The organism is Serratia marcescens subsp. marcescens ATCC 13880 (genome assembly GCF_017299535.1).
GTDB lineage: Bacteria > Pseudomonadota > Gammaproteobacteria > Enterobacterales > Enterobacteriaceae > Serratia > Serratia marcescens.
The window spans coordinates 338961-361448 of sequence record NZ_CP071238.1; the positions used below are offsets into that span (position 1 = coordinate 338961).

Consider the following 22488-nt stretch of genomic DNA (forward strand, 5'->3'; position numbering starts at 1 on the left):
TTTATTATCATTATTGATTTCGTCATCTGTGCTAGCATAGCGCTCCGCAACTGAAGAATCCCCGTTTAAAGATGTGGTGAACAACCGATGAGTAGCAAACCCTCCATCCTGCTTGATTTCAGCCTGCTGAAAACCAACCGGGCTTTCCGCGCGGTATTCTGCGCGCGTTTCATCTCCATTGTGGCGCTGGGGCTGATGGCGATCGCCATCCCGGTGCAGATCCAGGCGCTGACCGGTTCCACCCTGCAGGTCGGGCTGGCGGTGACGCTGGCCGGCGGCGGCATGTTCGCCGGGCTGCTGATGGGGGGCGTATTGGCCGATCGCTATGAGCGGCGCCGGCTGATTCTATTTGCGCGCTCCACCTGCGGCGTCGGCTTCGTCGGCCTGTGCCTCAACGCCCTGTTGCCGTCGCCTTCGCTGGCGGCCATTTATCTGCTGGCGGTGTGGGACGGCTTCTTCGGCGCGGTGGGGGTGACGGCGCTGCTGGCGGCCACGCCGGCGCTGGTGGGCCGCGAAAACATCGTGCAGGCGGGCGCCATCAGCATGCTGACGGTGCGCTTCGGCTCGATTCTTTCCCCGGCGATTGGCGGCCTGGTGATCGCTCATATGGGCATCGCCTGGAACTACGGCCTGGCGGCGTTCGGCACCCTGCTGACGCTGTTGCCGCTGCTGAGCCTGCCGCAGCTGATGCCGCCGCCGCAGCCGCGGGAACATCCGCTGCGCGCGCTGGCGGGCGGTTTCGCCTTCCTGTTCCAGAACAAGGTGATCGGCATGGTGGCGCTGATCGGTGCGCTGCTGACCATGGCCAGCGCGGTGCGCGTGCTGTACCCGGCGATGGCGGAAAGCTGGCGCATCGATGCTGCCCACCTCGGTTATATGTACGCCGCCGTGCCGCTCGGCGCGGCCATCGGCGCGTTCACCAGCGGGCGCGTGGCGCACGTGGCGCGCCCCGGTTGGGTAATGCTGCTGACGGCGATCGCGGCGTTCGCCGCCATTGGCCTTTTCGGTCTGATGCCGTGGTACAGCCTGGCGTTGCTGTGCCTGGTGGCGTTCGGCTACCTGAGCGCGCTGAACTCGCTGCTGCAATACGGCCTGATCCAGAGCCTGACGCCGGATAACTTCCTTGGCCGCATCAACGGCCTGTGGACGGCGCAAAACGTGGTGGGCGATGCGCTGGGCGCGTTGCTGCTGGGGGCGATGGGCGCCTTCATGCTGCCGGCGATGAGCGCCAGCGGTTTCGGCTTCGGCGCTGCGCTGCTCGGCATCCTGTTGCTGTTCGCCATGACCGGTTTGCGCCAGGTCACGCTGCACAAACCGGAGCCGCATAACGAGGCGCAACCAGCCAGCGAAAAGTAACGTCATGCGCTAATGCGACGCTGTGGGATCAAATAGCAATGCTTATCATCGGCATGCGTAAAACCCACAGCGTTTATGTCATGATTTTGAAATGAAAGAAGTGCTTACGTTTATTGACATAGCAAATATCGGCGAGTAATTTAGCGCGGAATTAACTCAAATGATAATCATTATTATATTGGTTATCACTTCAAATTATTGAGGGCGAAGCGATGGATACTGCCGTGAACGACATCAATCGAAAGGAAATGCAGGAGCGCGAAGAACACCGGTTCGCCGCTGATTTTTCTCCGGCGTCGGGCTTCTTCTTTACCTCCCCTTTCCGCAGCTTGACCACCACCGGTTGTTTCAGCCGCATTCGCCTGCCGGCCGCGGACGGCGCCGATCTGAACGGCGAGTTCCAGCGCAGCGTACGGCAGGCGTTTGCCGAGGCCCGCCAGGCCGGCATCAAAAAACCGCTGCTGTGCGGCGCCATTCCGTTCGATACCCGGCAGCCTTCGGCGCTGTTTATTCCCCAGCAGAGCCGCTGGTTCGATCGCGCCGCCTTTATGGCCGGCGTTAGGCCGGCGGCGGATGGGCCGGAGCTGGCCGGCGTAACGGAACTGCCGCCGCAGCAGCCGTTCATGAACATGGTCAGCGACGCCGTCGACGCGATGAAGGCCGGTGAGTTGGACAAAGTGGTCTTGTCGCGCCTGCTGGAGATCGAAACGCGCCAGCCGGTGGATCGCCATGCGCTGATGGCGCGCGTGATTGCCCAGAACCCGCACGGTTTCCATTTCCATGTGCCGCTGGAGCAGGGCGCGCTGTTGGGCGCCAGCCCCGAGTTGCTGCTGCGCCAGGACGGCGGCCGTTTCTATTCCAACCCGCTGGCCGGTTCCGCCCGGCGCGAGGCCGACCCAGAGCGCGATCGCGAAGTGGGAGAGCGGTTGATGGCCTCGGCGAAAGATCGCCACGAGCATCGCATCGTTACCGAAAGCATGCGTGACGTGCTGGCCGGCCGCTGCCGCTACCTGAACGTGCCGCACACCCCTGAACTGTTGACCACCACGACGCTGTGGCATCTCTCCACGCCGATCGACGGCGAGGCGGCGTCTCCTGACGAAAATGCCCTGTCGCTGGCCTGCCTGCTGCACCCGACGCCGGCGCTGTGCGGCATGCCGACGGCCGAGGCGCACGCCTTGATCGGCAAGCTGGAGCCGTTCGATCGCGGCCTGTTCGGCGGCATCGTCGGCTGGTGCGACGACGAAGGCAACGGCGAGTGGGTAGTGACTATCCGCTGCGGCACCGTTGACGGCAACCGGGTGCGGCTGTTCGCCGGCGCCGGCATCGTGGAAGACTCTTCACCCGAATCTGAATGGCATGAAACAGGCACCAAACTCAGCACTATTCTGCGTGCCTTTGGTATAAATCAAGGATAACGACAAGATGAGCATTGCCTTTACCCCCTGGCCGGCGGAGTTCGCCAGCCGCTATCGCGAGCGCGGCTACTGGATAGACAAGCCGCTGACCGAGATCCTCGACCGCCAGGCCGACAACGACACCCCGGCGATTATCGATGCCCAGGGCAGCCTGACCTACCGCGAGCTGCAGCAGCGCGCCGATCGTCTGGCGGCCGCTCTGCTGCGCCGCGGCGTAAAATCCGGCGATACCGCGCTGGTGCAACTGGGCAACGTGGCGGAGTTCTATATCGTGTTCTTCGCGCTGCTGAAAATTGGCGTGGCGCCGGTCAATGCGCTGTTCAGCCATCAGCGCAGTGAACTGAACGCCTATGCCGAGCAGATCAAACCGGCGCTGCTGATCGCCGATCGCCAGCACGGGCTGTTTGCCGACGATCAATTCCTGAACGCCTTCCGCGCTGCGCATCCTTCGCTGCGCGTCGTGGCGCTGCGCAGCCAGCCTGAGGGCGAGCTGGCGCTGGCCGCCTGGCTGGACGAAGCGAGCGACGGTTTTGTCGCGCAGCCTTCCGCGGCCGACCAGGTGGCGTTCTTCCAGCTTTCCGGCGGCAGCACCGGTACGCCGAAGCTGATCCCGCGCACCCACAATGACTACTACTACAGCATTCGCCGCAGCGTGGAGATCTGCCGTTTCGACGCGCAGACCCGCTATCTGTGCGCGCTGCCGGTGGCGCACAACTACCCGATGAGTTCGCCGGGCGTGCTGGGCGTGTTTTATGGCGCCGGGCGGGTGGTGTTCGCCGCCGATCCGGACGCCGGACAGTGCTTTCGCCTGATCGAACAGCATCAAATCAACGTGACGGCGCTGGTGCCGCCGGCGGTCACGCTGTGGCTGCAGGCGATCGAAGAGTGGGGCGGCAATGCCCAGCTCGCCAGCCTGAAACTGCTGCAGGTGGGCGGCGCCAAGCTGGGCGAAACGCTGGCGGCGCGCATTCAGAACGAAATCGGCTGCCAACTGCAGCAGGTGTTCGGCATGGCGGAAGGGCTGGTGAACTACACCCGGCTGGACGACGACGAGCGCCACATTCTGACGACGCAAGGGCGGCCGATGTCGCCGGACGACGAGGTGTGGGTGGCGGATGACGACGGCAATCCGTTGCCGGCGGGCGAGGTTGGGCGGTTGATGACGCGCGGGCCTTACACCTTCCGCGGTTACTACCAGAGCCCGGCGCACAACGCTGACGCCTTCGACGCCAACGGTTTCTATTGCTCCGGCGATCTGATCAGCATCAGCGAAGACGGTTACATCACCGTGCAGGGGCGGCAGAAAGACCAGATCAACCGCGGCGGGGAGAAGATCGCCGCCGAGGAGATCGAGAACCTGTTGCTGCGTCATCCGGACGTGATCAACGCCGCGCTGGTGTCGATGCCGGATGCGCTGATGGGGGAGAAGAGCTGCGCCTATATCATCGCCAACGCGCCGCTGAAGCCGGTGGTGCTGCGCCGCCACCTGCGTGAGCAGGGCGTGGCGGACTTCAAGCTGCCGGATCGCTTTATTCAGGTGGACAGCCTGCCGCTGACCCCGGTCGGCAAAGTGGACAAAAAACGGCTGCGCCAGCAACTCGACGCGCAACTACAGACTCAGGCTCAGGGAGATTAATCGATGGCCATTCCAAAACTTAATGACTACGCGCTGCCGACGGCGGACGAACTGCCGCAAAATAAAGTCACCTGGCAGGTGGAGCCGCAGCGCGCCGCGCTGTTGATCCACGATATGCAGCAGTATTTCCTCAACTTCTGGGGCGAGGACAGCGCGCTGATTAAACAGGTGGTGGAGAACATCGCCAACCTGCGCCGCTACTGCAAGCAGCAGGGCATCCCGGTGTTTTATACCGCACAGCCGAACCAGCAGAGCGATGAAGATCGCGCGCTGTTGAACGACATGTGGGGGCCGGGCCTGAACAAACACCCTGAGCAACAGGCAGTGACTGCCGCGCTGGCGCCGGACGAAGACGATACGGTGCTGGTGAAATGGCGCTACAGCGCCTTCCATCGCTCGCCGCTGCAGGAGATCCTGCAGGAGTCCGGCCGCGATCAGCTGATCATCTGCGGCGTGTATGCGCACATCGGCTGCCTGACCACCGCCATCGACGCCTTCATGCGCAACATCCAGCCGTTCATGGTGGCCGACGGCCTGGCGGACTTCTCGCGCGACGAACACCTGATGGCACTGCGCTACACCGCCGGCCGTTGCGGCCGGGTGGTGACCACCGCGTCTCTGCTGCCGGCGGCCGGTATCGCCAGCATCGATGCGCTGCGTCAGCAGATCCTGCCGCTGCTGGACGAAGACAGCGAAGACATGGGCAACGATGAAAACCTGATCGATTACGGGCTGGATTCGGTGCGCATCATGGAACTGGCGACCCGTTGGCGCAAGATCCGCAGCGACATCGACTTTATCGCGCTGGCGCGCAACCCGACCATCGACAGCTGGTGGGCGCTGCTTTCCGAAGAGAAAGCCTGATTTTAATCACGAGCAGAGGGCGGCCGTTCGGCCGCCCTGTTGGCTCTATAAGGAGATTTTGATGAATACTTTGATCACCAAGGGAAAACGTGCGGCATTTCCGCTGATGCTGCTGTCTACGCTGCTGTTCTCCAACACCTTGCTGGCGCAGACCGCGCCGGAAGTGCTGCGCAAGCCGGTCGGCAAGGGCGCCTATGAAATGGCCTACAGCCCGAGCGAGAACGCGCTCTACCTGGCCACTTCGCAGAGCCGCAAGCTGGACAAGGGCGGCATCGTCTACCGTTTGGATCCGGCCACGCTGGACGTGACCCAGATTATCCATAACGACATCAAGCCGTTTGGCGCAGCCGTCAACGCCAAGACCGGCACGCTGTTCTTCGGCAACACCGTCAATAACTCGGTGACCGCCATCGACGCCAAGACCGGCGACGTGAAAGGCCGCTTGGTGCTGGACGCGCGCCAGCGCTCCGAGACCGTCAAGCCGCTGGCGCCGCGCGAGCTGGTGGCGGATGCCGACAGCGATACCCTGTACATTACCGGGCTGGGTGAATCCAGCGTGGTGTGGGTGGTGGACGGCAAGGATCTGACCCTGCGCGCCACCGTGACCGACACCGGCAAATACGGCACTGGCCTGGCGCTGGACGCCGCCGCCAAGCGCCTGTACGTCACCAACGCCGACGGCGAGCTGGTGACCATCGATACCCAGAGCAACAAGGTGCTGTCGCGCAAGAAGCTGGATGAGGCTAAAGAGCACTTCTTCCTGAACCTCAGCCTGGATACCGCCACTCACCGCGCCTTCATCACCGATTCCAAGCAGCCGCAGGTGCTGGTGGTGGACACCCGCAACGGCAACATCCTGAGCAAGATCGACGTGCCGGAATCGCTGGCGGTGCTGTTCAACCCGGCGCGCAATGAAGTTTACGTGACCCACCGCCAGGCGGGCGAAGTGAGCGTGATCGACGCCAAGAACTACAAGGTGCTGAACACCATCAAGACGCCGACCCACCCGAACAGCCTGGCGCTGTCGCCGGACGGCCAGACGCTGTATGTCAGCGTCAAGCAGGCTTCCAGCCGCGAGAAAGAAGCGACCGCGCCGGACGACGTGATCCGCGTAGCGCTGAAATAATCCCTCGCTGGTTAAGCGCACACCGAACAGGCGAAGCGGCGACGCTCCGCCTGTTTTTTTTCGCCGTGCGATCTGCGGTATAAAGAGGGGATTGCATTATTGACCCGAAGGAACGTTGGATATGCCCGTCTCACGCTCTCCGCTGTTGTTGTCCATTATCACCTTGCTGCTGCTGGCCGCGCTGATCCACAGCGGCATCAGCCCTTACGATCGCACCACCTGGCTGATGGAGGTGGCGCCGGTATTGATCGTTTTGCCGCTGCTGTGGCTGAGCCATCGCCGTTACCCGCTGACGCCGCTGCTCTACACGCTGATTTTCTTCCACGCGCTGATCCTGATTTTCGGCGGCATGTACAGCTACGCCCGCGTGCCGCTGGGGTTTGAGGTGCAGCAGTGGCTGGGGCTTGGCCGCAACCCATACGACAAACTGGGGCATTTCTTCCAGGGGTTGGTGCCGGCGCTGGCGGCGCGCGAGATCCTGCTGCGCGGCGGTTATGTGCGGGGCCGCAAAATGCTGGGCTTCATGGTGTGCTGTATCGCGCTGGCGATCAGCGCGGTGTATGAGCTGATCGAGTGGTGGGCGGCGCTGGCGCTGGGCCAGGGCGCCGATGAGTTTCTCGGCACCCAAGGCGACCCGTGGGACACGCAGTCCGACATGTTCTGCGCCTTGCTCGGTGCGATAGCCGGCCAGTGGCTGTTCGGTGGTTGGCAAGATCGGCAACTGCGGCGTTTAAAGGCGTAAGCCCGGCGGCGGTTGGGCCTGGTGAAAATAGATATTTCTCGTGCCGCCCGGTATTTGCCGGGCGGCATTTTTAATGCCGACATGATAAAACAACAGCCATCAGTTAAATATTTTGTACTCTGTAATAAAGCGCAATGTTATTTCCTATATTTATGTTTAATTAGTTTTTTATATGTTTTTATAAGAATTTTCTTAACCCATGCCGTGTGCTAGTATTCCCGTGTTTAACAAGGGCTAATTAGTATTGATTAGTTTTTTGAGCGGGGAATAATGAGATACATTATTAATAATAAGATTAAATATCATGAAGATAGATCAGAACTGGTGGATCTCGACGCTGAGCTGCCGCCTCAACCGCTCACCGCCACGTTGAACCGCCTGCTGTCCGCGTTGGTCAGAAACAATAACCTTGTGATCTCTCGCGATACCTTGCTGACGCAGGTATGGGAAGCGCACGGCCAGGTGGCCTCCGGCAATAACCTCAATAACACCATTTCCATTCTGCGCAAGATGTTCGCCGCCCTGGGCGAGGACGACATTATCGTCACGTTGCCACGCCAGGGATTCATGTTTACCGCCGCTTCGTTGAAGACGACGGACAGCCAGGCGGAAGGCTTGCCGCAGGCGGAGACGCCAGCCACGGTGGCTGAGGGCGTATCTTCAGGGGTTTCGAGACGCCTCGCTCGCCTCAAGCGTTTTGGGTTGGCCGCTTTGCTGCTGCTGGCAACGGGGAGCGGGGTATGGGCCTGGCAGGATGCCGGCTATGCGCCGCTGAGTTCGGTAAGCGTCGGGAAAATCGGCAAATGTGACGTCAGGTTTGTGACTTCCTATCATAAGCCTGTTTCTGGGCAGGTGGATTTGACGCATTTGCAAAATATGCTGGCGCAAAGAAAATCAGATCGATGCACGGAACCGGCGACGTTGCTTTATTACGATAGCAAATCGGTGTTGTCTGATGCCATTGGGCGAGTCAGAACGTCTTACTACTATTATTGCCCACAGAACGCGATAGCTACGGGCCAAATGCAATGCGAGAACTACTATGAAGACCGCGCTCAGTAAGCGCTTTTGGCGTTATAGCTACGCTCTGTTGAGTCTCGTGGCGGTGTTAGGCTGTGGCATTTCCGCGTATTTTCTGTTTCTCAAACCGGGGATGCCCGAGTGTCGGGCGGTGCTGTACATGAGCGATCAGATATCCGATAAGTTGATACAGCGGGTTTTGTTGCTCAGCGTAGTGCCGGATGGGCCCCGAAAGGCGACTTTGTTAGTGAATGGCAGTCTGTTTGATGGTGACAGGCGTTATGTCATTGATCGGATTTTAGTGGTCGACTATCAGAAACAAGGGAGTAACTACAGGCTGCATTTGAAAGAGACAATAAGAAAGCCTTTGGATAATTTGGAGAAAGAAGACTTTAATCGACGATTGCCGATGTCCGCACCGGTATTCCATTGGCGGATAGAGCGAGTTGATCCGCGGCACTATCTTTTTACTGGTAACAATGCCCCATTTTTTGTTTGTGCCACTGCAGCTTGAAGGCTCCCCCGGCGTGCCGGGGGGCATTTGTTTCGTTGGCCCTGGGGATAAATGGCGCAAGGTTAAGGCTGTTTATTATTGATGTAATTGTTAATACAAGGGCTATTACTGGCTCGCGGACAATAGGTTAACCATTGCTCTTCTTTTTCGGCGCTGTCATTACGCATGTTGTCATAGTAATAGACATCCGCCTGATATTGACAGTTGAATCCAGCCTGCCGTATCTCTCGCTTAATGCTTGCCAGGTCGCCACTGCCTAATCGCATGGTATAGATTTGGCAATTTTGCTCATTGCCCAGCGGATAAACGCTGATGCGCGTGCTGTTTTGATAAAGCACAATCGCGGCAAACGGCACTAAACAAGCGGCCATAATCATAATTAAACGCTGCGCCGAGCGACGAAAGTTAGGCAACCGAGCCTTCGGTGGCGGCGTTGAGGCTATTTCGGTTTCGCTATAATCATTACTTTTAATCTCATCTGTTTTTATATCCATCTGTTGAATGCTTAAGGCATTAAATTTGAACCCCTGACGGGGATAGGTGACAATAATATCCTCCGCGCCGAACTGCGCCAATGACTTGCGTAAGCCGGAAACGTAATTATTCAGGTTGTTATTGGAGGCTTTCAGCCCATGTTCAACCCAAACGTCATTAAGCAACCTCTCTCGTAGCAGCAGTTTGTCGTTATTACGAATAAACAACGAAAGCAATCTGCTGGTCGGTTTAAGTAAAGCTACTTTATTGCTGGCATTATCGATATGCATCAATGTGCCTTCCTCCTCGTTATAGAGGATGCTCTCATTTATAATGAAAATCATTTCATTTACCCGTCAACTTTCCTGTCGAGAGATTATTCTGAGACCTGCTTGCGCTTTTTTCAATCCCTTGGGGTGGTGGTAAATAGGATTTTTCTCTCTTTCTCTATAATTGGTGTGAAATAGTTGTATGCATACAAGTGAATTAAAATAAATATAGATAATTAAATGATAATTCTTGGCATTAAAATCTATATAAATGAATTTTATTTATATAATAAACTGTGTTTTTGTATTTTTACGACATAACATTCCATTTTTGTAATGGGGAGTGTAAATTTGTTTCCACTGATACGGGGTGCGGAAACGCAACGTATTAGCCACGGAAGCTACGCCCAGAAATAATACGGTGCGTTGAAGATGTGACTCTAAGGATTTAATTTTCTCCACTACTTACTAAGGAATGTAAGGGATCTCTATGAAACTGAATAAAATCATGCTGGCCGCCGTTATGGCTTTTGGTGTTTCTTCTCTGGCTAACGCGGCAGACCAGGGCCACGGTAAAGTGACCTTCTCGGGTTCTATTATCGACGCGCCTTGCTCTATCTCTCCTGAGTCAATGGATCAGACCGTTGAATTGGGTGCGATCTCTAACGTGGCGTTGAAAAACGGCGGTAAATCTACCCCGCGCAACTTTGATATCAAACTGGAAAACTGCGAGCTGACAACTGCTGTTCCTGGCAAGAACAACACCGTTTCTCTGACCTTCACCGGCGCCGTTTCCGCCATTGACAGCAAGCTGCTGGGCATTACCGGTACCGCTAAGGGTGCGGGCATCGCTATCACCGACGGCTCCGGCAACGACATCGTGCTGGGTACGAAAACCAATGCGCAAACGCTGCAAAACGGCGCCAACACCCTGAGCTTCGCCGCCTACCTGCAGGGCGTTAATGCTTCTACCGGGGTTGTTCCTGGCGAATTCCAGTCTGTTGCAGACTTCACCCTGGCTTACCAGTAATCATTCTCCCAATGATGGACGTCTGATTATCGGGCATGCGGGATCACCCGCATGCCATTTAGACCCTGTTACTTCACAGGGAAGGAAGAGAACATGATGAGACAAGGAACGGTGGCACCTTGCCTATTGTGCGCGTTGTTAGGTTTTAGCTCACAGGCTATTTCTGCCTCGCAGGGCTGGGGGCGCGTCAATATGCAAGGAGCTATTCTCGATACTGCCTGCGCCATTGCCACGGAGAGTCGTGAACAAACAATCAATATGGAAATGGTTCCTTTCGCCGATATTATTCGCGACGGGCAGGGGCGGGCGGTGCCGTTCAGCATTGAATTAGTGAATTGCGTACTGGAGCGAGCAGATAAAACGCTGCCGGACTGGAAACAATTTCAAGTCACCTTTGACGGTTTTGCCGACGGTGAATTATTCGGTGTAAAAGGCGAGGCTTCAGGAATAGCACTGAGAATCACTGATGCCGCCGGAAATATAGCCAGGCCGGGTGCGCCTATGCCGCCAATGAATATTATTCCGGGAAGTTATCGCCTGAATTACGCCATGACGTTAATCGGCAATAACCAGCCACTAAAAGCGGGTGACTATTTCTCCGCGGTGCGTTTCAAAATGGATTACTACTGAGGCGAGCGTTATTTACAAGGACTCTAATAAATAAAAGGTTGTGGACATGATGTTTTTGCCTGCAGGGAAGCCGTTTCGTTTTCATCTTCTGAGCACCGGTGTGGCGCTGGCGCTGGCGCTGGCGCTGGGGAGCGTCTGGGCGCCTGTCGCTAACGCGGAGGAGATTCAGTTCAATACCGATGTGCTGGACGTCAACGATCGTAAAAATATCGATCTGAGCCAGTTTTCGCGTGGCGGCTTCATTATGCCCGGCAGCTACAGCATGGTGGTGCACGTCAACAAGAACGATCTGCCGGAGCAATCGGTGGCGTTCTATGCTCCGGACGACGATGCCAACGGCAGCCGCGCCTGCCTTACGCCAGCGCTGGTCGAGCAGTTGGGCATTAAGGACGACATGCTCAAAAAGCTGACCTGGTGGCGTGAGGGGGCCTGTCTGGACGAGGCCAGCCTGCCGGGGATGGAAATGCGTGGCGATCTGGCCACCTCGGCACTGTACCTGAACATCCCCCAGGCCTACCTGGATTATGTCTCGGAGGATTGGGATCCGCCGGCGCGCTGGGACGAAGGCATTCCCGGCATGCTGCTCGACTACAACCTGAACGCGCAGACACAGCGCCAGCTGAAATATGGCACGCAGGATTACAGCCTGAGTGGCAACGGTACGGCGGGGGCTAACCTGGGTGCCTGGCGGCTGCGTGCCGACTGGCAGGCGAACCTGCGCCACCAGACCGGTTCCGGTCAGCCGACGGACAAGCGGCTGGACTGGAGCCGTTATTACGCCTATCGGGCCGTGCCGGCGCTGCGTTCCAAGCTGACTCTGGGTGAAGACTATCTGGACTCCGGGGTGTTCGACAGCTTCCGCTTTGGTGGGGTGAGCCTGCGTTCCGACGACAGCATGCTGCCGCCCAACCTGCGCGGTTACGCGCCGGAGGTAACCGGGGTGGCGAAGAGCAACGCCAAGGTGACCATCAGTCAGCAGGGCAGGGTACTGTATGAAACCACCGTAGCCGCCGGGCCATTTCGCATTCAGGACCTCAACGATGCGGTCTCCGGTGAACTGGACGTGCGGGTGGAGGAGCAGGACGGCAGCGTGCAGGAATTCAAAATGAGCACCGCCAGCATCCCGTACCTGACGCGGCCCGGTTCGCTACGTTACAAGCTGGTGGCGGGTAAGCCGTCGGACATGGATCACCGTTACCAGGGGCCGATGTTCGTCACCGGCGAATTCTCTTGGGGGGTGAGCAACGGTTGGTCGTTGTATGGCGGTACGTTACTCGGTGGCGACTATAACGCACTGGCGCTGGGTATCGGGCGTGATCTGTTGCTGCTGGGGGCGCTGTCATTCGACGTTACCCAGTCGCGCGCCAAACTGCCGTACAACGACGAGACGCTGAGCGGCGGTTCGTACCGCCTCAGCTACTCGAAAAGCTTCGACGAGCTGGACAGCCAGGTGACCTTCGCCGGCTACCGCTTCTCGGAACAGAACTTTATGAGCATGGGCGAGTACCTGAACGCCCGTAGATACGGGCAGCGGTACGGCAGCAGCAAGGAGATGTACACCATCACCTACAATCAGCAGCTGCGCGATCTGGGATTGAGTGCCTACCTCAACTACAGCCACCAGACCTATTGGGACCGGCCGGCCAACGATCGTTACAACCTGACGCTGTCGCGTTACTTCGATGTGGGAAACATCAAGAGCTTGAGCCTGTCGCTGTCGGCCTACCGCAACCGCTACAACGCGCGCAATGACGACGGCATGTATTTGGGGCTCTCGGTGCCGTGGGGTAATGGCACCACGCTGAGCTATAACGCCACGCTGAACCGTGACGACAATACCCACCGTGTGGGGTATTACGATCGCATCGACGATCGCAGCAACTACCAGATCAGCGCCGGCGGTTCGCGCAGCGGCGCCAATCTGAGCGGCTACTACAACCGCGACGGTGATTTGGCACGGATGAGCGCCAACGCCAGCTACCAGCAGGACCGCTACAGCGCATTCGGCCTGTCGGCACAGGGCGGCATGACGCTGACTGCGGAAGGCGGGGCGCTGCACCGCACCAGCAGGGCGGGCGATACTCGATTGTTGCTGGATACCGAAGGCGTGGCCGGGGTGCCGGTACGTGGCTACGGCAGCGCGGTGGCGAGCAACCGCTGGGGCAAGGCGGTGGTGACGGATATCAACAGCTACTACCGTAACAACGCCAGCATCGATCTGGACAAGCTGGGCGACAACGCCGAAGCGATTAAATCGGTAGTGCAGGCGACGCTGACCGAAGGCGCCATCGGTTACCGCAAGTTTGCGGTGATTGCCGGGGAGAAGGCGATGGCCGTGATCAAGCTGGCGGACGGCAGTGAACCGCCGTTCGGCGCGACAGTGCTGAATGCCCGTAAACAGGAGACCGGTATCGTCAACGACGGCGGCAGCGTCTACCTGAGCGGCATCAACGCCGGCGAGCGCATGACGGTGCGCTGGGACGGCGCCGTGCAGTGTGAGGTGCAAATGCCGACGCCGCTGCCGGCTGAGATGTTGGCGACGAATTTACTGCTGCCGTGCCGGGCATTAAGCGCCGGTGCGAACGGCGAAGAACACTGAATTGAGGAGTTTTTATGATGAAGCAACGTAATGTTATCGGTCTGTTGGCCACGACCACTTTATTGGCCGGCGTCCTGGCACCGACGGCGCAGGCAGCCATCGCATTGGACCGTACCCGAGTGATCTTCGATGGCGGCGTGCAGTCGGTGAGCCTGAGCGTGAGCAATCAGAACAAGCAGCTGCCGTACCTGGCCCAGGGCTGGCTGGAGGATGAGCAGGGCAACAAGATCCAGAGCCCGCTGACGGTACTGCCGCCGGTGCAGCGCATCGAGCCGGGCAAGCCGAGTCAGGTGAAGATCCAGGCGCTGCCGGCGGCGAAAATGCTGCCGCAGGACCGCGAGACGCTGTACTACTTCAACCTGCGCGAGATCCCGCCGAAGAGCAACAAACCGAACTCGCTGCAAATCGCATTGCAGACGCGTATCAAACTGTTCTACCGCCCGGCGGCGATCGCGCCGGAACGCAACGCGGCGCCGTGGCAGGAACAGCTGACGCTGAGCAAGCAGGGTGACAAGTACATCGTCAACAACCCAACGCCGTACTACGTCACTATTGTAGATGCCGCCAATCGCAAGGGCGTTGAAGGTGCCAAAGGCTTCGAGCCGTTTATGGTGCCGCCGAAGGGTAGCACGCCGTTAACGGTAAGCGCGGGCAGCGTGGGCAACAGCCCGGTGCTGACCTACATCAACGACTACGGCGGCCGGCCGCCGCTAAGTTTCAACTGCAGCGGCAGCGCCTGCACGGTGGTGCCAGAGAAGAAGGCGGCGGAGTAATACGCCAGGGCGTTGAGCGGGAGGAGGCGGCATGAAGAGCAAGCGACTGGGATGTGTGCTGGCGCTGGTGGCAGGGATGGCAGCCGGATCGGTGATGGCGGCGGACAATATGTTGTTTCACGGTGCGCTGGTGGCGGAGCCTTGCACGCTTAAACCGGGAGATGAGGACATCCGTTTGGATTTTGGCACGGTCATCGACAAGTACCTTTATGCCAATGGCCGTACGCCGACCAAGCCGTTTACTCTGACGTTGCAAGATTGCGATCTTAGTCTCGGTCAAACGGTAAAGATAACCTTCAGCGGCAATAAGAGTCTTGAATTGCCTGACCTGCTGGCGCTGGATGGCGGCAGCCAGGCCAGCGGTATCGCATTGGGGTTGGAAACGGCGGAAGGTAAGCCGGTGGCGCTCAATAAGCCCAGTCAGGAGATGACGCTGGCCAGCGGCAGCACTAGCCTGGCCCTGCGGGTTTATGTGCAGGGTGAGCCGACGGCGCTCGCACAAAAGAGCATCGGTCTCGGCGCATTTTCCGCCGTCGCCACCTTTGGCCTGGAATATGAATAAACCGACAAGGAGAACGGCGGATGGCAGGTAAAGGATTGATAACGGACGACAGGCGGCAGCTGTGTGCCGAGCTGCGCTACTACGCGGTGCTGGGCGGGTTGGCGCTGATGGCGCCGCTGAGCCTGACCGCGCTGCTGTGGTTGTTGCCGGCGGCGCAGGCGGTGGACAACTGGGAGGTCGAGGGGGCTAACGGTGTGCTCTACGTGCATGGTTCGTTGGCGGTAAATGCCTGTCGTCTGGAGATGGACAGCGCGCGGCAGGACATTGCTCTGGGCGAAGTGACTACAGGGCGGTTGGCCCAGTTGGGCGATCGCGGCACATCGGTGCAGTTTGAGCTGCGGCTGCGCGACTGTCTGAACTCTCGGGCTGCCAGCCGGGATGAACGAACCGGAGCGCTGAGTTGGGCGGCGGATCAGCCTGCGGTGCGGGTGAGCTTTAAGGCGCCGGCCGATAAAGATGATTCGCACCTGGTGAGAGTGGCGGGGGCCACGGGGTTTGGCCTTCGACTGTTGGATCAATACGGCCGGGATGCCCGTTTAGGCAGCAGAGGGGCGCCGCTATGGGTAAAGCCGGGTACCGACGTTTTAACCTACACGATTATTCCTGAACGTACGCTGTCGCCGCTAAGAGCAGGAGTTTATCAGGCAAGAATAGATTTTAACCTTAGTTATGACTAAGCACGGTGGAAATAGCGTGCCCAATGCGGCGGAACAGGCAAGGAGGACATGTGAAGACGCGTTTAAGTAGAAGAGAGCTTTCTTGCCTGCTGATGTTCACGGGCATGCTATGGGGGGGCAATGGCAATGCAGAAACACCGATAACGGTTAAAGTGACGATTATGGCGCCATTGCCCTGCATATTGAACGAGAAGCAGCAGATATACGTGAATTTTGGCGACGAGATCATGACCACCCGTATTGATGGGGATGCATATCGCAAGAAAATAGATTATAGCCTGAAATGTGATGAGCAGGCTAAGAACGCCATGAAGCTGCAAATTAAAGGGGATGGCGCGGTCTATGACGGCACGGTATTAAGAACCAGCAGGGATGGGTTAGGGATCGCCTTTGAACAGCAGCAGCCGGGAAAGAAGTTGCCGATCAACAGCTGGGTGAATTTTAACTATCCCAATCTTATCGATCTCTATGCGGTGCCGGTAAAAAAGAGTGGAGCCGATTTAAAAACGGGAGAATTTACCGCTTCCGCCATGCTGTATGTCGATTATCAATAGCAAGGATAAGAGATGAATAAGAACGTGACAGCGGTTTATTTATTTTTGTTGGTAGCGCCATATGTCTCCCTTGAGGCTGCTGAAGGGGTAAACATGACGTTTCGCGGCGGGCTTATTGCTCCGCCGCCCTGCACGATTAACGGCGGAAAAAAAATTGATGTCGATTTCGGTGACCGGGTGGGGGTGAATAAGGTTGATGGGAAGATTTATCGCCAGACTATTGATTATAGCATCACCTGTGAACGCGGCGCTTTGCCCTGGCAAATGACGTTGACGTTAAAGGGTGGCGTCAGCTTTGAGCGCGCCGCGCTACAGACCAATAAACTCGATCTCGGCATCCGAATTTACCAAAATAATACGCCATTTATTATCAATACGCCGTTAAACATTGTACCCGGTGATTTACCGCTGCTGGAGGCGGTACCGATAGCCAAGCCGGGCTCGACGTTGATCGAGGGCGCGTTTTCCGCCACGGCGACCTTACAGGCTGATTATCAGTAAGGGATTTTTCTTGCGGTAGGCCTCTTATATTACTAGGTGTCAGTTAAATTTCATCTTGTAATCAATGATAAGCGATATTCTTTGTATTCACTAATTTATATGATTTTGTGAGGGCTTATGAAAAAGGTCGTAAGATGCATTATTATGCTAAGTACGCTCTTGCTAATAACTAATCAAGTAAGAGCTGCCTGGGAAATGGATATAAAACTTTATCCACAGCAAAAAATATTTAAGGTGAAAGTCATCCGCTGGGATGAGGATGACCCAGCTAAGAATATACTTTTCGGATGTAGGACTTCCGGTATGGGGTGTATGCTGGGAATTTATGGGATTCGTGATGGCGCCTATTTTTACGACGACAATTTTCCCATGCCGGATAGGGTTTCTGATATGCGGACTATGGGGGAGCTGGCTAGAGTATTTAGGGAGCAGGGATATTTGAATAAAGAAATTCGGCGTAGCGCTTGGTATCCATACATTGATTATTGTTTTTATATTGGATATTACGTTATCACTGGACCAAGCACGGCATCGATGGTTCCAGTGCCCGGTGGCGTATCGGAGTGTCCTAAAACTGAAATATTGCCAACTTTTTGCAGTATTACTGAGCCTTATATTGAGCTTAATCATGGTTCCTTAAGTGGCGACTCGGTTAACGGTAATACCGTCAGTAAACCAATTCATGTGACCTGCAACAATGACTTTAATTTAGCGATTAAGTCAAAAAATTCCCAGGGGCAATTGTCTCTTGGTGGTGGGTTAATAAGTCAGTTAAAAGTGAATGGTACCGATCTGGGGCAGGGATATAGTGACGTGGTTGGTCCGTCTGGAAAAACGTTTACGCTCTCTTCCACCTTAAGTGGATATACCGGCGCGACAGGCGATTTTCAGGGATCAAGCGTTATTATCTTGGGTCTGCCGTAAAATCAGATAACTGTGTGGGGTGTTAGAATGGTGTTACAGCACCTCAGTTTTAGATAATCAAATGCTTTCAAGGTCACATAAGGGTTTAATATAAATTAACAAGAATATTAAATTTAAAATAACACTTTGCCAAATGAGTGAGGTGCTATTTTACGCCAGGAGGGATATATAGTGAAGTCAATTAGTTTTCTTATTGATGACGAAAACCGTTATTTTGCCGCCGGCCTGCGGTACAGCATTATGCAATATGCGCAAGCCAACCATCAGGCAGTACGCTTTTTAGCGCCCGGCGGTGCGGTGCAGCCGGATGTGGTGATCGCTTCCGCGAGCCGGCGCGCTCAGCGCTGGCGCAGAACCGGCTATAGCGAAGCGGCGGCGCCTGTCGTCACCATCAAAGAGCGATATTTTGCCGCGTCGAAAGCGAATCGAGTGCTGTATCGCACCGACGATCGCCAGCGTCTGTTCGAATTGCTGAGCGAGATGCTGGAGGGCGCGCATTCTGCAGGCCAGCTTGAGCGCTGTAAGCTTACCTGCCGCGAACGCCAGGTGGTGAATTATCTGAGAAGCGGCCTTGATCAATCACAGGCTGCCAGAATAATGGGCGTGAGCGTCAAAACGGTGCACAGCCATAAGCGTTCCATAATGAGTAAGCTGATGCTAAATCGGAGCCATGACTTTATTTATTGGCTGTTATCCTATGAGGGAGAATATTCCTAACTTTGATGAGGGATATTCTCTTCGCTGAAATTTGTTATTCTCTCCTCGGACCAGATACTTGTTCATAGTTATGCAGTTCACTCAGAGCTGGTTAATAATATAAAGGAGATTAATTCATGGGAAGAATGATTGTTTCACTGATTGGTGCCTGCGTTTTGGTGGCCTCCTATGCGCAGGCCGGTTTTAATGGCAATCAACATGTGCAAGGGAATCAGGGCAGCACCAATGGCGCAGGCAATAGCAATATCGGCCAGTGTATAGCGGGCAACGGCCAGAACGCCGGACAGTGCATCGGGGAAAATAACGGCGTGGCAAACCCTAAAGAGAAAGAAAAGAACGACAGGATTATATCCCTTTGCAGCTCACCGTTTATGAAGAAGTATGCCGCCATTTGTCAATAAATCGTCAGGCGAAAAAGCAGGGAGATAATCGCCTGCTTTTTTGTGTCTTGCCGTTAACTCCCGCATCACATTAACGACAGGCGTACTTTTATTAGTGATTTATTTGGGTGCGTTAGCTCTCGATGTCTGCTGAATAAACCCAAGGACGGTGAAGTGGATCTGTTTTATCTGGCGCTCGGGCTACTGGCGTTGAGTCTTTATTGTTTTTATCAGCATGCGAAGCGTATGCGGAAAAGGCGGCTGGCCATTCAAGAAGATTTTTACCACCGGGTGGTTCGGCTAATCAGCCACAGATAGCAGCGGGAGACTGTGCTTTTGGCGAATGTAGTCTCCCGCGGTAAGGCATTGTGCTAATGCACCGCTCTCACCGGCATAGTGGCAGCGCTATTCCGGCCAACGATTAAGGCGCGACAAGGGCTCATTGACGGCGAAGATATTTGCGTTGATATCAACGATGCCGAAGCTCTTGAGGCGAGCGCTGTGCATCGCCAGATAAGCCTCGGCGCTGGCGAGATCGCGAAACAGATAAACGCCGCCGGCTTCCCCAACTGACTGATTTTCCAAATCAAACCCGGTTATTCGGCGATGGAATGGGCCAGCCCGGCGCTGGCGCCGCGTTGAACAGCGCTTGAGCGCTGGCCCGCAGGGTGAGGTCTTCAGACCGCATAATCGAACGTAGTTCGATGGAGAGTCCGTACCCCAGAAAGCGAAAAACCCGCCATAGGCGGGTTCTTCTGAATATGGTGCCCGGACTCGGAATCGAACCAAGGACACGGGGATTTTCAATCCCCTGCTCTACCGACTGAGCTATCCGGGCAACGCGCAGCATTAAACCGTATTGGCCGAAAGCCGTCAACGGCTTTATGCGTGAAAGACGTTAAAATGCCTCCGGTTGCTGGCTTTTCAGGCAAAGGGCGCAAAAAATGCGCCTGTTCTGGCTATCACCTTGGGTTGGCTGCGCAGCCAACCCGGCCGATTCAGCTCAACGCCCCGTTGCGGCGGCACTGCGCCACCTGCAAGATGTCTTCCGCCAGCCGTTTGGCGACCGATACGTCCTGGAGCTGACGTTTTACCAGCAGTTTGCTCAGGCAGCCTTCCTGAATCAGCTCCATTTGCTGCGCCACCATGTCGGCGTCGTCGGCGTCCATGTCGCGCAGCAGTTCGCGGGTCAGCTCCAGCGAGGTCAGCTTTTGCTGCTCCGCCAGTTGGTGGATCGGGTGATCCGTTTCTGGGAAGAAGCTGCAGGCGGCGATAAACAGGCAGCCGGGATAGCGGTCTTGCTGCACGTATTCCGCCAGTACGTCATAGCGCGCCAGCAGCTTTTGCTGCGGGCTCAGGTTTTCATCCAGCAGCAGCTGGCGGCGCCAGGTGTCGATCTGCTGGCCGTGGTAGCGCAGGCAGTCGTACAGCAGCGCTTCGCGATCCGGCCAGAACCGTTTGAGATCGCCGGGCTGAACGTCGAGTTTTTCCGCCAGCATCTCTAATGTGGCGGTCGCCAGGCCCTGTTGTTCCAACAGGCCCAGCGCGGTATCAAGGACGTGTTCACGTTGCACTTGTGCTTCCTCCCATTCACTTCCGATCTTCAGTGTCAGTTATCGCATCACTTTCTGCAAATGCGCGTTGAAGGCTTCCGCCTTCATAAAACCGGTGACCCGCTCGGCCGTCAGCTCGCGGCCTGCCGGATCGAAGAACAGGATCGTCGGCAGCCCCAGCACCTGCAGGTGCTTCAGCAGCGCCGCCTGTTCGGCGCTGTTGGCGGTCACATCCGCCTGCAGCAATACTGCGTTGGCCAGGCTCGCCTGCACCGCCGCATCGCTGAAGGTGTATTTCTCGAACTCTTTGCAGGCTACGCACCAGTCGGCGTACAGGTCCAGCATCACCGGTTTGCCCCGCGCCTGTTGCAGCGCCAGATCGAGCTGTTCGACGTTGTTGATGCGGGTAAAGGCCAGATGCGGTTGAGCCGCCTGCTGCGCCTGGTCGGCGCCGAAAGCCCAGTCCTGCAGCGGCCGCGCGGCGATCACCGCTGCCGCCAGCAGCAGCAGTTGCAGAGCGCGCGTCCAGCCGCGCGTGCTTCTCAGGCTCAGGGCGAAGGCCCAGCCGAAGAACGCCAGGCCGAGCAGGCTCCACAGGCGCAGGCCCCACAGATCGCCGATCACTCGCTCCAGCAGGAACACCGGCAGCGCCAGAATGACGAAGCCGAAGGCTTCTTTCACGTACTGCATCCACGGGCCGCTGCGCGGCAGCAGGCGGTTGCCGAACAGGGTGACGATCACCAGCGGGATCCCCATCCCCAGCGCATACAGGTACAGCGTGCCGCCGCCGGCCCACAGGTTACCGCTCTGGGCGATATACAGCAGGATGGCGCTGAGCGGCGCGGTGGTGCAGGGCGAGCAAATCAATCCGGCCAGAGCGCCCATCAGGAACACGCCGGTCAGCGAGCCGCCGCGCTGGGTATTGCTCCAGTTCGCCAGCCGGGTTTGCAGCGCCGAGGGCAGCTGCAGGGAATAGAGGCCGAACATCGACAGCGCCAGCGCGATGAACAGCACCGACAGGCCAATCAGGACGTAAGGATGCTGCAGCGCCGCCTGGAACTGCAATCCGGCGGCGGCCACCACCAAGCCCAGCAAGGTGTAGGTGAGCGCCATGCCCTGCACGTAAACCACCGCCAGCGCCAGAATGCGGCCGCTGCTTTGCGGCCGGTCGTGGCCGAGGATGATGCCGGAGATCAGCGGGTACATCGGCAGCACGCACGGGGTGAAGGCGATGCCGATGCCGATCAGCAATGCCCACAGCGGCGAGAACGGCAGGCTGGCCGGTGTTGCGGATTGTTCGGCTGGTTCAGAGGCAGCCGCCGGACGCGGGGCGTCAGCGCCGGCGCTGACCGCATCCAGCGGGATGACCCGGGTTTCCGGCGGGTAGCAAAAACCGGCTTCGGCGCAGCCCTGATAGGTGACGTTGAGGCTGGCGTTGGCCGCCGCCTGTTGCAGCGGCACCTGCAGACTCAACTGCTGTTTGAAAATCGCCACTTCGCCGAAGAACTCGTCCTTGTGGCTCAACCCTTCGGGCAGGGTAAAGGCGCCGAGCGTCGCCTGCTGCGGCACCAGTTTGATCTGCTGGCGATACAGGTAGTAGCCGGGGCGGATCTGCCAGTTCAGCGTTACCTGGTTGCCTTGCTGTTTGAAATCGAAAGCGAAGGCCCGATCGACGGGCACGAACTGGCTGCCGCCCTTCGGCGCGAACAGCGAAGCCTGTGCCGCCTGCGGCAGGAAGCACAGGCTGCAGAGCAGCAAAATCAGTTTAAGGAAGCGTTGATCCATAACAGGTAGTCTTTATCTCCGGCCATCACCGGCAAGACCAGCAGCTCGGGCGTCTGGTAAGGGTGATGTTGTTTCAGGGTGTCGAGCAGGGCTTGCTGACGGCGGCGATCGCTTTTGAACAGCATCTGCACTTCGTATTCCTGTTCCAGTTTCCCTTCCCAGTAATACAGCGAGGTGGCGCCGGGCAGCAGCGTGGCGCAGGCCGCCAGCTTATCGCCCAAGACCCGCGCCGCCAGTTCCTGGGCGCTGGCTTCATCGGGTGCGGTACAGAGTATGACGACAGCTTCGCAATCAGACATCTTCAGCCCTCTCATCGGTTTGAATGGGCACTATACCCTGAAGGCGGATTGGCTAGAAGGCGAGTTTATCGCCAAAAGGAAAACC

23 protein-coding genes, 1 tRNA gene and 1 pseudogene are annotated in these 22488 nt (G+C 57.3%); 19 read left to right on the forward strand and 6 right to left on the reverse strand.

Annotation, left to right across the window (positions count from 1 at the left end):
• Positions 1-87: 87 nt before the first annotated feature.
• From entS to J0F90_RS01545, 8 genes are all read left to right on the forward strand, one after another.
• Positions 88-1356, forward strand: coding sequence for an enterobactin transporter EntS (entS, locus tag J0F90_RS01510; RefSeq protein WP_033638942.1), 1269 nt, complete (start codon positions 88-90; stop codon positions 1354-1356).
• Positions 1357-1568: 212 nt separating this feature from the next.
• The gene (locus tag J0F90_RS01515; RefSeq protein ID WP_042706404.1) at positions 1569-2774 is read left to right on the forward strand and encodes an isochorismate synthase; all 1206 of its coding nucleotides are present in this window, start codon (positions 1569-1571) and stop codon (positions 2772-2774) included.
• Between the two features lie 7 nt (positions 2775-2781).
• Positions 2782-4410, forward strand: coding sequence for a (2,3-dihydroxybenzoyl)adenylate synthase (locus tag J0F90_RS01520; RefSeq protein ID WP_033638941.1), 1629 nt, complete (start codon positions 2782-2784; stop codon positions 4408-4410).
• Between the two features lie 3 nt (positions 4411-4413).
• The gene (locus tag J0F90_RS01525; protein WP_016929399.1) at positions 4414-5274 is read left to right on the forward strand and encodes an isochorismatase; all 861 of its coding nucleotides are present in this window, start codon (positions 4414-4416) and stop codon (positions 5272-5274) included.
• Positions 5275-5380: 106 nt separating this feature from the next.
• Entirely contained in the window at positions 5381-6400 is a 1020-nt protein-coding gene (gene yncE / locus J0F90_RS01530) for a 7-bladed beta-propeller protein YncE (protein ID WP_391564977.1), read from the forward strand.
• Between the two features lie 121 nt (positions 6401-6521).
• The gene (locus J0F90_RS01535; protein WP_042706402.1) at positions 6522-7142 is read left to right on the forward strand and encodes a DUF2238 domain-containing protein; all 621 of its coding nucleotides are present in this window, start codon (positions 6522-6524) and stop codon (positions 7140-7142) included.
• 270 nt (positions 7143-7412) lie between these two features.
• The gene (locus J0F90_RS01540) at positions 7413-8204 is read left to right on the forward strand and encodes a winged helix-turn-helix domain-containing protein (RefSeq protein WP_033638939.1); all 792 of its coding nucleotides are present in this window, start codon (positions 7413-7415) and stop codon (positions 8202-8204) included.
• On the forward strand, positions 8185-8676 hold the full coding sequence (locus J0F90_RS01545; protein WP_033638938.1) for a hypothetical protein: 492 nt from the start codon (positions 8185-8187) through the stop codon (positions 8674-8676). Before J0F90_RS01540 ends, J0F90_RS01545 begins: the two co-directional genes overlap by 20 nt.
• A 62-nt stretch (positions 8677-8738) precedes the next feature.
• On the opposite strand, the gene J0F90_RS01550 is transcribed toward J0F90_RS01545, so the two are convergent.
• Complete coding sequence (locus J0F90_RS01550) at positions 8739-9440, reverse strand: winged helix-turn-helix domain-containing protein (RefSeq protein WP_227944635.1); 702 nt, start codon at positions 9438-9440, stop codon at positions 8739-8741.
• A 469-nt stretch (positions 9441-9909) separates the two neighbouring features.
• Here J0F90_RS01550 and J0F90_RS01555 point away from each other — a divergent pair, with 469 nt between their 5' ends.
• The 11 genes from J0F90_RS01555 (at position 9910) to J0F90_RS01605 (ending at position 18787) form a co-directional block, all read left to right on the forward strand.
• The gene (locus tag J0F90_RS01555) at positions 9910-10449 is read left to right on the forward strand and encodes a fimbrial protein (RefSeq protein WP_033638936.1); all 540 of its coding nucleotides are present in this window, start codon (positions 9910-9912) and stop codon (positions 10447-10449) included.
• Positions 10450-10545: 96 nt separating this feature from the next.
• Positions 10546-11079 carry a fimbrial protein gene (locus J0F90_RS01560; protein WP_033641324.1) on the forward strand — a complete coding sequence of 178 codons (534 nt, stop codon included), beginning with the start codon at positions 10546-10548 and terminating at the stop codon, positions 11077-11079.
• A 46-nt stretch (positions 11080-11125) separates the two neighbouring features.
• Positions 11126-13678, forward strand: a complete 2553-nt coding sequence (locus tag J0F90_RS01565) for an outer membrane usher protein (RefSeq protein WP_033638935.1) — start codon at positions 11126-11128, stop codon at positions 13676-13678.
• A 17-nt stretch (positions 13679-13695) separates the two neighbouring features.
• Positions 13696-14451, forward strand: coding sequence for a fimbria/pilus periplasmic chaperone (locus J0F90_RS01570; RefSeq protein WP_033641323.1), 756 nt, complete (start codon positions 13696-13698; stop codon positions 14449-14451).
• 31 nt (positions 14452-14482) lie between these two features.
• Positions 14483-15013 carry a fimbrial protein gene (locus J0F90_RS01575; RefSeq protein WP_033638934.1) on the forward strand — a complete coding sequence of 177 codons (531 nt, stop codon included), beginning with the start codon at positions 14483-14485 and terminating at the stop codon, positions 15011-15013.
• Positions 15014-15033: 20 nt separating this feature from the next.
• Positions 15034-15690 carry a fimbrial protein gene (locus J0F90_RS01580; protein ID WP_033638933.1) on the forward strand — a complete coding sequence of 219 codons (657 nt, stop codon included), beginning with the start codon at positions 15034-15036 and terminating at the stop codon, positions 15688-15690.
• A 50-nt stretch (positions 15691-15740) separates the two neighbouring features.
• Entirely contained in the window at positions 15741-16244 is a 504-nt protein-coding gene (locus tag J0F90_RS01585) for a fimbrial protein (RefSeq protein ID WP_227944634.1), read from the forward strand.
• Positions 16245-16256: 12 nt separating this feature from the next.
• Complete coding sequence (locus J0F90_RS01590) at positions 16257-16745, forward strand: fimbrial protein (protein WP_033638932.1); 489 nt, start codon at positions 16257-16259, stop codon at positions 16743-16745.
• Between the two features lie 117 nt (positions 16746-16862).
• On the forward strand, positions 16863-17669 hold the full coding sequence (locus J0F90_RS01595) for an MrpH family fimbial adhesin (protein WP_126186593.1): 807 nt from the start codon (positions 16863-16865) through the stop codon (positions 17667-17669).
• Between the two features lie 171 nt (positions 17670-17840).
• On the forward strand, positions 17841-18386 hold the full coding sequence (locus J0F90_RS01600) for a helix-turn-helix transcriptional regulator (RefSeq protein ID WP_033638931.1): 546 nt from the start codon (positions 17841-17843) through the stop codon (positions 18384-18386).
• Positions 18387-18502: 116 nt separating this feature from the next.
• Positions 18503-18787: a hypothetical protein gene (locus J0F90_RS01605; protein WP_033638930.1), complete on the forward strand. Its 285-nt coding sequence runs from the start codon at positions 18503-18505 to the stop codon at positions 18785-18787.
• 384 nt (positions 18788-19171) lie between these two features.
• On the opposite strand, the pseudogene J0F90_RS01610 reads toward J0F90_RS01605, so the two are convergent.
• From J0F90_RS01610 to cutA, 5 genes and pseudogenes are all read right to left on the reverse strand, one after another.
• A pseudogene (locus J0F90_RS01610) lies at positions 19172-19398 on the reverse strand (YdhR family protein); the annotation flags it as partial.
• Between the two features lie 130 nt (positions 19399-19528).
• Positions 19529-19604: transfer RNA gene (locus J0F90_RS01615), tRNA-Phe, on the reverse strand.
• Positions 19605-19764: 160 nt separating this feature from the next.
• Positions 19765-20340 carry a division control transcriptional repressor DicD gene (gene dicD / locus J0F90_RS01620; protein WP_015376374.1) on the reverse strand — a complete coding sequence of 192 codons (576 nt, stop codon included), beginning with the start codon at positions 20338-20340 and terminating at the stop codon, positions 19765-19767.
• 39 nt (positions 20341-20379) lie between these two features.
• Entirely contained in the window at positions 20380-22104 is a 1725-nt protein-coding gene (locus J0F90_RS01625) for a protein-disulfide reductase DsbD (RefSeq protein ID WP_033638929.1), read from the reverse strand.
• Positions 22080-22403 (reverse strand): divalent cation tolerance protein CutA, encoded by a 324-nt coding sequence (gene cutA, locus J0F90_RS01630; RefSeq protein WP_004929657.1) that lies wholly within the window; start codon positions 22401-22403, stop codon positions 22080-22082. Before cutA ends, J0F90_RS01625 begins: the two co-directional genes overlap by 25 nt.
• Positions 22404-22488 lie beyond the last annotated feature (85 nt).